This window comes from Mycolicibacterium sichuanense (assembly GCF_033741125.1).
Lineage (GTDB): Bacteria > Actinomycetota > Actinomycetes > Mycobacteriales > Mycobacteriaceae > Mycobacterium.
Genome location: NZ_JAWQPU010000007.1, coordinates 193488 through 203313 on the forward strand (window position 1 = coordinate 193488; position 9826 = coordinate 203313).

Sequence of the window (9826 nt, forward strand, 5' to 3'; positions counted from 1 at the left end):
ATCTGTCGACCGTCCGCTCGTCGACCACTTCTCGCCGAAGCGGCCCGACTTACGCGCAGCGGGTCTTCAGGTCGTGCATCGGCTGGCGGATGCCCTCGAGATCGGACTTCGCCTGCGGATTGGCGTCGAGATAGGTGCGGATGTTGGCCCGCATCTGGTCGCGCGGCTGGCCTCGGAGACTGGAGAAGAAGGCGTTGACGTCTGGGTGGGTGAAGAAGTAGTCCGACGTCGCCGCGGCGACCTGCGAGGTGACCTGTTCGAAGTCGGCCGCCGAGCAACCTGGCGGGGGCGGTGGCGGGTCGGCCAGCGCCGAGGCCGCGCTGCCGAAGAGCATCGCTGCGGCGATCGCACCTCCACCGATCACGGCTGCCGCGAATCGTCGCGCAGAACTGGCTGAAGACGGCATCGACTGATCTCCTATGTTGGTGGGGCTGAACGGAATTGATGCGTTCCGGTGCCTAGTGATGGCCGCCGCCGCCACCGCCACCCGACGTGTGCGAGGGTTGCAACTCGGTGCTGCCGCCTGCGGGGTTGAAGTACCAGTCGCCGTCGAACGGATACTGGTCGTCGCTGGCCGTGGTCTGGGGCGAGAACTCGTTGCCGGACGACGCGGAGTCGCTTGGCGCGACGTCGCCGCCCTGGCAGACGGTCACCGCGGGATCGCACGTATCCGCCAGCGCTAGCGGGGCAACCGCCGCACCGCCCGCCATGCTCGCCAACGCGAAGATCGCCGCGACGCCAACGTTCCTGGTCCTCATGACGGTCCCCTTCGCACCTACGCAGACGGAATTGTCTGGAGCGTGAATAGTAGGCCGCACCGGCGCTGCTCGCCGGGTTTCGCGCCTGTGAAGAGGCTGGTGCCTAAGTGCTCACCCGCACCCTGGTGCCTAAGTGCTCACCCGCACCCTGGTGCCTAAGTGCTCACCCGCACGACGACCTTGCCCCTGGCGTGGCCGATCTCCACCGCCGCGACGGCATCGGCTGCTTCCTCGAGCGGCCGGACGTCCTCGACGTGCGGATCCAGCTTGCCCTCGGCGACCATGGCTCCGACGATCTCGAGCACCCGGTGGGTACGGTCCCGCTCGATCATGTGGCCGCCGAGTTCGGCGGCCACGGGGTCGCCCGCGCTGATCAGTTTGCTGCGGTCGGTGACGAGTTCGGCCACGGCGCGGAGGCTGTCGCCGCCGGCCAGGTCGAAGATGGCGTCGACACCGTCGGGCAGGATCTGGCGGATGCGCTCGGCGACGTCGTCCCCGGAGGCGATCATGGTCGCACCCAGTGTCTCGACCAGGGCGCGCTTGTCCTCGCTGGCCGTTCCGATGACGTTGATGCCGAAGTCCCTGGCTATCTGCGCCGCGGCGACCCCGACCCCTCCGCCGATGCCGTTGACGAGAAGGGTCTGGCCCTCGGCCAGCCCGAGTTGGGTCACTCCGTCGTACGCGGTGGCCGCGGCCACCGGCAGGGTTGCGGCGTCGTCGAACGACACCTGGGCCGGCTTGTGCGCAGCCGCGCCGGCGGTCACCAGCGCATACTCGGTGAATCCGCCGGAACCCGGCGCCGTCGAGCCGAACACCTCGTCGTTCACGGCGAAGCCGTCGACGTCCTTGCCCACCTCGCGCACCACGCCGGAGACCTCGCTGCCGAGGATGGCGGGAAAGCCGCCGGAGTCGCCGCTGGTGAACAGCCCGGATCGGATCTTCCAGTCGACGGGGTTCACTCCGGCCGAACGGACCTCCACCAACAGCTCGCCGGGCAACGGCGAGGGCGCCTCCAGGTCGAAGAATTCCTGAACGTCGGGTCCACCGTGCGCGTTGTATCCGAATGCCTTGACCATCCTTGGCGCTTACCCCGGCGCGGCCCGACGGTAAACGGAAACCTCTACCGGGTGACGGCGTGAAAGGCCGCGACCAGCTCCGAGAGCAGGTCGACGGCGTGCCCGCGGTGCTTGGGGATCGACAGCGTGAAACGGACGTCGGTGACGCCCGCCGCGACGAGCGCCGGTGCCGATGCCACGGTGGCCGCCACGTCGAGCGAGCCGTCCGCGCGCTTGGCCGTCGCCGCATTGCCCTGCACCTGCAGCCCGCTGGGGTCGCCCCCGGCGTCGACGATGGCGTCCTTCATCCGAGCGATCGCGGTGTCCGGTCGGTCGCGATCGGCACCCCACGGAATCCAGCCGCAGCCGAAGCGGCTGATCCGGCGCACCACCGCTGGGTTGACGGTACCGCTGACCCAGATCGGAACACCGCCCGGCTGAACGGGTTTGGGCATCTGGTGAATGCCGTCGAAGGACAACTCGGCACTGTGCAGAGTCGCGCGCCGCTGCGTCCACAGCGTCTGGCACACCTCCAGCGTGTGGTCCAGCAGGCGGCCGCGCCGCTCGAACGGCAACCCGGCAGCCTCGTACTCCTCGCGCTGCCAGCCAACGCCGACGCCGAGGTCCACGCGGCCACCGGACAGCACGTCGAGGGTCGCGACCTGCTTCGCCAGCACGGCGGGTCGGCGCAGGGCGGCGAGCAGGACGGCGGTTCCGAGCCGAATCCTCTTGGTGGTGGCGGAGATCGCCGTCAGGACGGTCAGGGGTTCCAGCCACTGACCGTCGGGCCCGGTGGGCTGGCGACCGCCGGCGATGCCGCCGAGGGAGGGGTCGGCGTATGCCTGGGGCGTCTCACCGAAGACGACGTGGTCGCTCACCACCACGCGGTCGATGCCCGCTTCGTCCATGGCGCTGGCGAGTCCGAGGGTCGCGGACCAATCGTGGCCGGGGTCGTCGGTGAAGGTGCGCAGCTGCAACGAGACCTGCGGGAACGCCATCGCTGGATGCTAACCCCGTCGGCACGGGTGCGATCGACGTCGGCTGCCACGGCTGCGACAGCTTAGGTTAGCCTGCACTACATGGCTACCATCTCCGCCACCGTTGCCGCAGTCGGTGACGCCGGGCCCCGGATGCGACGCGTCGTCCTCGACGTTCCGGAGCTTGCCCAGCTGGCATTGCCTGGCGTCGGCGACGAGGCCGTCGGCATCTACTTCCCGGTCGACGGTGCGGGCGACCCCGACGGCCGCAACTACACGATTCGGCACCGTGGCCCCGGAGTGAACCAGCTGACGTGCGACTTCGTCCTGCACCGGCGCGGCGTGGCCAGTGACTGGGTCAGGACGGCCACGGCCGGTGATCGTCTCACCCTCGACCATGCCCGCAGCTGGTACCAACCGGAGTCGAGCACCGCCTGGCAGCTGTTGATCGCCGATCTCTCCGGTCTGCCCGCGCTGGCGCGCATCCTCGAGGAGCTGCCCGACGGGATGGCCGCCGAGGTGATCGTCGAGGTGGCCGACGCCGCCGACCTCGAGTATCTGCCGAACCGCCCGGACGTACCGATCGTCACCACCGTGGGCACCGGAAACGGCCGCGCCCCCAGTCGGCTGACCGAGCTGGTCCGCAACCGCACACTGCCCGCCGGACGGGGCTACTGCTGGTTCGCCGGCGAGGCGCAGGCCACCCGCGAGGTGCGCAAGTATCTGCGCGGCGAGCAGGGCTGGGCGACAAGCCAATACGACATCGTCGGGTATTGGCGTTTCGACTCCGAGATCTGGGACCGGCGGTTCGAGGCGGTCAGCGAGGAGATGATGGCCGTCTACCTGCGGGCGCTCGCCGAGGGCAAGGGCGACAAGCTGGCCGCCGAGGAGTTCGACGTCGCGCTCGAACAGGCAGGCCTGTAAGCCGTTGAACGCCAACGCGACCGCCACCGACCGCCCCGACGTGCCGACGGCGGCGGTACCCGTGCCGGGCGATCGGCGTCGCCTGGCTGGTTTGCTGGTCGCGGTGGCGATGCTCCTAATGGCCTGCGTACTGAGCCTGGCGATCGGCACCGAGAACGTCGACCCGGCGACGGTGTGGCGGGCGCTCACCGACTACACCGACAGCGGAAACCAATGGATCGTGCGCGATCTGCGGCTCCCTCGCACGCTGCTCGGCATCGTGGTCGGCATCGCGCTCGGATTGAGTGGTGCGCTCATCCAGGGGGTGACGCGAAACCCCTTGGCCGACTCGCAGATTCTGGGCATCAACTCCGGCGCCGGGCTCTTTGTCGTGGCGGCCATCGCCTTCCTGGGCCTGCGCTCGGTGTGGACCTACGTCTGGTTCGCGTTCCTCGGCGCGTTGGTCGCGATGCTGCTGGTGTACCTCATTGGCATGACGGGCCGCGCCGTCGCGACCCCGGTGCGCATGCTGCTTGCAGGCGTTGCGGCCGGCGCGGTCATGGAGGGCTTGTCGTACGCCATCCGGCTGCGCAACCCGCGGGCCTTCGACGACATGCGGTACTGGGACGCCGGTGCCCTCGACGGGCACTCCCTGGCCGTCGTCGCCGTGGTCACGCCGTTCGTCGTGGTGGGCGCGCTGATGTGCCTGTACGTCAGCCGCGGGTTGAACGCCGTCGCACTCGGTGACGATCTCGCGGTGGCAATGGGCGGCAACGTGGTTCGCACCAGGGCCGTGGCATTGGTCGCCGTTACGCTGCTCGCCGGTGCCGCCACTGCGGGCGCTGGACCGATCGGCTTCGTCGGACTGATGGTCCCGCATGCGGTGCGCTGGTTCACCGGCCCGGACTGGCGCTGGGTCTGCGCCTACTGCGTCGTCGCGTCCCCGGCGCTGCTATTGGCGGCCGACGTCGTTGGCCGCGTCGTCACCAGACCGGGTGAGCTACCCGCCGGCATCGTGACCGCCTTCGTCGGCGCACCGGTACTGATCTGGCTGGTGCGCCGCCGGGAGGCGGCGGCCCCGTGACACCACCCGACACCGTGGACTTCGGCCGGCGCCAGGTGATCCTGCGCCGCGAGCCGGCGGTGGCGTTGCGGGCGCCCTGGCGCAGTATCGTGGCGCTGACGGTCCTCGGCGCCAGCGCGCTGGTGCTAGCCGTCCTTGCGCTTGGCGTTGGGCAGTACCCCGTGCCGCCCGGCCAGATCGTCGCGATCCTGCTCGGCCGGGACGGTACCTTCGCCAGCACGCTGGTGCTCCAGTGGCGGATGCCACGAATCCTGTTGGCGCTCCTGATCGGTGCCGCCCTAGGTGTCTCGGGTGCCATCTTCCAGGCGTTGACCAGGAACCCCCTGGGTAGTCCGGATGTAATCGGGTTCGACTTCGGTGCCTACACGGGTGCGTTGATTGCGATCGCCGCGCTCGGCGGCGGTTACTACACGACCGCGGTCTGTGCCGTGATCGGCGGGCTGCTCACCGCCGTCGTCGTGTACCTGCTGTCCTACCGCAACGGGCTCGCCGGCTTCCGACTCATCATCGTCGGCATCGCGGTCAGCGCGGTGTTGAGCTCGGTGTGCCAGTGGATCATCCTCAAGATCAGATTGCACCAGGCCATCACCGCCTCGATCTGGCAGCAGGGGTCGCTCAGCGGGTTGGAGTGGGCCCAGGTGCTTCCGGTGGTGGGTGGTCTCGCGATTGCGGTGGTGATGCTGATGGCCGTCGGGCCCCAGCTTGCGATCCTCCAGATGGGTGACGACGCCGCCGGTGCGCTCGGTGTTCGACCGGAGCGAGTTCGGTTGGCGTACTTCGTGATCGGTGTACTGCTGATCGCCGTGGCCGCGGCGGCGGCAGGCCCGATCTCGTTCGTCGCCCTGGCCGCGCCCCAGTTGGCTAGACGGCTCACGGGTGCTGGGGGCGTCAATCTGATCTCTGCCGCCGTGATGGGGGCGTTCCTGCTCCTGGCCAGCGACCTGATCGCACTGAAGATCTTCGCGCCCGCCGAACTGCCGGTAGGTGCGGTCACGGTCACGCTTGGTGGGTTGTATCTGATCTACCTGCTGGTGATGCAGGCTCGGCGTAGGTAGGAGGGAGCCCAGTGTCGGCGAATGACCATGTGCGCCTTGGTGCGTCCGATCTGTCGCTTGGATATGGCGCCACTCCGATCGTCGACGGCCTCACCGTCGACATCGCGGCGGGCGCGGTCACCGCGATCGTGGGCCCGAACGCCTGCGGGAAGTCGACGCTGCTGCGGGGGCTTGCGCGTCTGCTCAGCCCGTCGGCGGGCCAGGTGGTGCTCGACGGCACCGACATCTCCCAGCTGCGCACCAGGGACGTAGCCCGCAAGCTGGGTCTGCTCCCGCAGTCGTCCATCGCTCCCGAGGGCATCACCGTCGCCGACCTGGTGACCCGCGGGCGGTTCCCCCACCAGACCATGCTGCGCCAGTTCTCCCGCGAAGATCAGCGGGCCGTCGCCGAGGCGATGGCCGCTACGGGCGTCACCCCGATCGCCGGACGGCCCGTAGACGAGCTGTCGGGTGGCCAGCGTCAGCGCGTGTGGATCGCGATGGTGCTGGCCCAGCAGACCCCGTTGATACTGCTCGACGAGCCGACGACGTTCCTCGACATCGCCCACCAGATCGAGTTGCTCGAACTGTTCGCCGAGCTCAACGCCGACCAGGGGCGCACGATCGTGGCGGTGCTGCACGATCTCAACCACGCCTGCCGGTTCGCCGACCAGATCATTGCGATGAAGTCGGGAAGAATTGTCGCTCAGGGCAATCCGCGCGACGTGATCAACTCCACCCTGGTGGAGGAAGTCTACGGGCTGCGGTGTCAGGTGATCGACGACCCCGAGACCGGAACGCCGCTGGTGATACCGCGTGCATCGCGTCGGTTACGGGCCAGACGGCAGGAGGGTCCCGAGGCGGGCGAACCAGGTGGCCGTCATCCTGAGAGAGTGCTGGGTTAGGATAGCCTCTGCTAACGATGCGGTCGTTGGCCACTTACGCAAAGATGCTGGAGGGCACATGCTGCGAACGATGCTGGGTGGCAAGGTGCATCGCGCCACGGTCACTCAGGCCGACCTGCACTACGTCGGATCGATCACCATCGACGAAGACCTCATGCGGGCGGCCGACATTCTCGAAGGTGAACGGGTCGACGTCGTCGACATCACCAACGGAGCGCGGTTGAGCACCTATGCCATCACCGGTGCGGCGGGCTCGGGAGTCATCGGAATCAACGGTGCCGCGGCCCATCTGGTCCACCCAGGCGATCTGGTCATCATCATGTCCTTCCGGACGCTCGACGAGCGCGAGATCACCGATCATGCACCGCGGGTGGTGCACGTCGACGAGCACAACCGGATCGTGGCGCTCGGCCACGACCCCGCTCAGCCGGTTCCCGGAGCACTCGACCAGTTGGCCAGCCGATGAGCGCCGGCAACGGCCACCCGGTCGCCGACGAGGTACTCGGCGTCGTCGGCATCGGCTTCGGCCCGTCCAATCTCGGCCTGGCGATCGCCATCGAGGAACACAACGAGACGTGCGAGCCGACGCAGGTCATCACGGCCGAGTTCGTCGAGGCCAAGCCCGAATTCAGTTGGCACGGCGGCATGCTGATTCCTGGCACCACCATGCAGATCTCGTTCCTGAAGGATCTCGCGAGCCAGCGCAACGTGCGTAGCCGCTACACGTTCCTGAACTACCTCACCGACCGAGGGCGGTTGAACGACTTCATCAACTACCAAACCTTCTTCCCCACTCGGCTGGAGTTTCACGACTACCTCGAGTGGGCGGCGGCGCGGGTGTCGGCCACCGTGCACTACGGGTCACGGGCGGTCGCCGTCCGTGACGATGGTGGCTGGCTTGCCGTCGACGTCGCGGGAGCCCGCCCCAGGACGCTGCGGGCCCGGGCGGTCGTCCTGGCCGGTGGTCTTCAGCCGCAATTGCCCGCCGGCGTCGTCGAGACGGCCCGCCAGTTCCACAATCACCAACTGCTGGACAAGATTCCGCGGTTGCCGTCACACCAGCACGGGCGCTTCGTCGTCGTGGGCGCCGGGCAGAGCGCTGCGGAGGTGACCGACTACCTGCACACCACGTATCCGGACGCAGAGGTCCACGGTGTGTTCGCCAAGTACGGTTACAGTCCGGCCGACGACAGCCCGTATGCCAACCGGGTCTTCGATCCGGCCGCGGTCGACGACTTCTACTCCGCCGAACACGCAGTGCGCCAGCGCCTACTCGACTATCACCGCGCGACCAACTACTCCTGCGTCGACCTTCCGCTGATCGAGGCGCTCTATGCGCGCGAGTACGCCGAGCGGGTGGCCGGCCGGCGGCGGCTGTTCTTCCATGGCGCCTCCGGTGTGCAGTCGGCGACCGAACATCCCGACGGCGTGCGCGTGAGCATCGAACACCATCCGACCAAGACGATCGAGACGTTCGATTGCGACGCGGTCGTCTACGCGACGGGTTTCATCCCGATGCCGCTACCGAACATCCTCGGCGACCTCTGCGATCCGGCCGGGTATGCCGCGGGCGGACCTGGCGTGGATCGCGACTACCGGCTGCGGACGTCGCGGGAGATCTCTGGGGCGATCTACCTGCAGGGCGGGACCGAACACACCCACGGGTTGAGTTCCTCGCTGCTGTCCAACGTTGCGGTTCGCTGCGGCGAGATCGTCGAATCCATCGCTCGCGAAGCCGAATTCGGCTCCGCGAGCGAGGTCGCGGTGGGGAGCCGCAGCGCCGGTTAGGGCGCGTCGGTGAGGTAACCGCCACCGCGGCCGAAGAACTCCAGGGCGGGCAGCTCGGTGCCGTCGTCGAGCCGCACCACTTCGATGACGAGCCCGTGCCCGTCACCGCGGTGTGCGTGCGGCCCGGCGACGATCACCATGCCGGCACCCTCCGCGATGAACACCCGCCCGGGCGTGCCACCGTACCGGCAGCGCGACACCGACGCCCGCAGCACGCGGATCCGCTGACCGCGGTAGTAGGTCACCGCGTTCGGGTACGGATCGGACAGGGCACGCACGAAGCGATCCAGATCCTCTGCGGTCCAACGCCAGTCGATGATGCTGTCCCGCGCCACCCGCTTGTGGAAGAACGTCCGCTCGTCGAGGTTCTGCGGGGTCCAGACGGCGGTGCCCCGTTCGATCTGGTCGAGCGCCTCCAGCAGCACGTCGGGGATCAGGTCGATGGTGGCCTGCACCAGGGTGGTCCCGGTGTCGTGCGGACCGATCGGGATGCTCCGCTGCAGGACGACGTCACCGGTGTCCAGCTCGTCGTTCATCCGATGTGCAGTCAGCCCCACTTCCGTTGCGCCACTGATCATCGCCCAGATCACCGGGGAGAACCCGGTGAACTTCGGCAGCAGCGAGTCGTGCAGATTGAGGGTGCCGTGCGGGGGCAGGTCGAACAGCTCGCGCGGCAGCCAGGTCCGCCAGTTGTTGGCGACGATGATGTCGGGCTGGGCCGCCCTGACCCGTTCGAGGAGTTCGGCATCGGGCCGCTGGGCCAGGTGCACGGGAATGCCGTGATCGCGCGCGAGGTCCTCGACCGAGTCGGCCCAAATCGACTCGTAGGGTTGATCACTGGGCGGATGCGTGACCGCCAGGACCACGTCGTGAGACGACTTGATCAGCGTCTTCAGGGTCTCGTGCCCCCACGTCTGGTATCCGAAGGTCGCTACTCGCATGTCCGTCTCCTATGTGCCGAGGTTTGGCAAGCCTAACCTTTGATAGGGTTACCAGGTTCCGGCGGGCATGCCTAGTGCTCGCCAAGGGAACGACGACGCACATCAAGTCGATGACGAGGAGAGCGCATGTCGGGCAACCCCTTTGACGACGAGTCGGCCACCTTCTACGTCCTGGTCAACGCCGAGGAGCAGTACTCGCTGTGGCCGACGTTCAAGCAGGTTCCCGGTGGCTGGGAGATCGTGTTCGGTGCCGGGGGTGACGCGACGCGGCAGGCCTGCCTGGACTACGTCGAGCAGACCTGGATCGACATGCGGCCGAAGAGCCTGCGAGATCGCATGGCCGCCGCGCAGCGCGCCTCGGGGGTCGACGCGTCATCGTAG

The 9826-nt window shown here is 68.2% G+C and carries 12 protein-coding genes; 7 read left to right on the forward strand and 5 right to left on the reverse strand.

Translation table 11 applies throughout. From position 1 onward, the window contains the following. Positions 1 to 49: 49 nt before the first annotated feature. The 4 genes from SBI80_RS21660 to SBI80_RS21675 all read right to left on the reverse strand — a co-directional run bounded on the left by SBI80_RS21660 (position 50) and on the right by SBI80_RS21675 (position 2811). Entirely contained in the window at positions 50 to 406 is a 357-nt protein-coding gene (locus SBI80_RS21660; protein WP_318976883.1) for a heme-binding protein, read from the reverse strand. 52 nt (positions 407 to 458) lie between these two features. Beyond that, positions 459 to 758 (reverse strand): hypothetical protein, encoded by a 300-nt coding sequence (locus SBI80_RS21665; RefSeq protein WP_318976884.1) that lies wholly within the window; start codon positions 756 to 758, stop codon positions 459 to 461. A gap of 155 nt (positions 759 to 913) precedes the next feature. Beyond that, positions 914 to 1834 (reverse strand): NADP-dependent oxidoreductase, encoded by a 921-nt coding sequence (locus SBI80_RS21670; protein WP_318976885.1) that lies wholly within the window; start codon positions 1832 to 1834, stop codon positions 914 to 916. Between the two features lie 44 nt (positions 1835 to 1878). Next, positions 1879 to 2811: a TIGR03619 family F420-dependent LLM class oxidoreductase gene (locus tag SBI80_RS21675; protein ID WP_318976886.1), complete on the reverse strand. Its 933-nt coding sequence runs from the start codon at positions 2809 to 2811 to the stop codon at positions 1879 to 1881. Between the two features lie 81 nt (positions 2812 to 2892). Between SBI80_RS21675 and SBI80_RS21680 the strand changes: the two genes are divergently transcribed. From SBI80_RS21680 to SBI80_RS21705, 6 genes are read left to right on the forward strand one after another with little or no spacing between them, the layout of a single operon-like run. Continuing rightward, positions 2893 to 3714, forward strand: a complete 822-nt coding sequence (locus tag SBI80_RS21680; protein ID WP_318976887.1) for a siderophore-interacting protein — start codon at positions 2893 to 2895, stop codon at positions 3712 to 3714. Positions 3715 to 3754: 40 nt separating this feature from the next. After that, the gene (locus SBI80_RS21685; RefSeq protein ID WP_413232780.1) at positions 3755 to 4777 is read left to right on the forward strand and encodes an iron chelate uptake ABC transporter family permease subunit; all 1023 of its coding nucleotides are present in this window, start codon (positions 3755 to 3757) and stop codon (positions 4775 to 4777) included. Continuing rightward, entirely contained in the window at positions 4774 to 5832 is a 1059-nt protein-coding gene (locus SBI80_RS21690; RefSeq protein WP_318976889.1) for a FecCD family ABC transporter permease, read from the forward strand. Before SBI80_RS21685 ends, SBI80_RS21690 begins: the two co-directional genes overlap by 4 nt. Positions 5833 to 5843: 11 nt before the next feature. Continuing rightward, complete coding sequence (locus SBI80_RS21695) at positions 5844 to 6716, forward strand: ABC transporter ATP-binding protein (protein ID WP_318976890.1); 873 nt, start codon at positions 5844 to 5846, stop codon at positions 6714 to 6716. 58 nt (positions 6717 to 6774) lie between these two features. Then, positions 6775 to 7182 (forward strand): aspartate 1-decarboxylase, encoded by a 408-nt coding sequence (gene panD, locus SBI80_RS21700; RefSeq protein WP_318976891.1) that lies wholly within the window; start codon positions 6775 to 6777, stop codon positions 7180 to 7182. After that, positions 7179 to 8504 carry a lysine N(6)-hydroxylase/L-ornithine N(5)-oxygenase family protein gene (locus SBI80_RS21705; RefSeq protein WP_318976892.1) on the forward strand — a complete coding sequence of 442 codons (1326 nt, stop codon included), beginning with the start codon at positions 7179 to 7181 and terminating at the stop codon, positions 8502 to 8504. The genes panD and SBI80_RS21705 overlap by 4 nt, the downstream gene beginning before the upstream one ends. Here the strand turns inward: SBI80_RS21705 and SBI80_RS21710 are convergent. Further along, positions 8501 to 9445, reverse strand: coding sequence for a methionyl-tRNA formyltransferase (locus tag SBI80_RS21710; RefSeq protein WP_318976893.1), 945 nt, complete (start codon positions 9443 to 9445; stop codon positions 8501 to 8503). The genes SBI80_RS21705 and SBI80_RS21710 overlap by 4 nt on opposite strands. A gap of 126 nt (positions 9446 to 9571) precedes the next feature. Between SBI80_RS21710 and SBI80_RS21715 the strand changes: the two genes are divergently transcribed. Next, complete coding sequence (locus SBI80_RS21715) at positions 9572 to 9826, forward strand: MbtH family protein (protein ID WP_318976894.1); 255 nt, start codon at positions 9572 to 9574, stop codon at positions 9824 to 9826.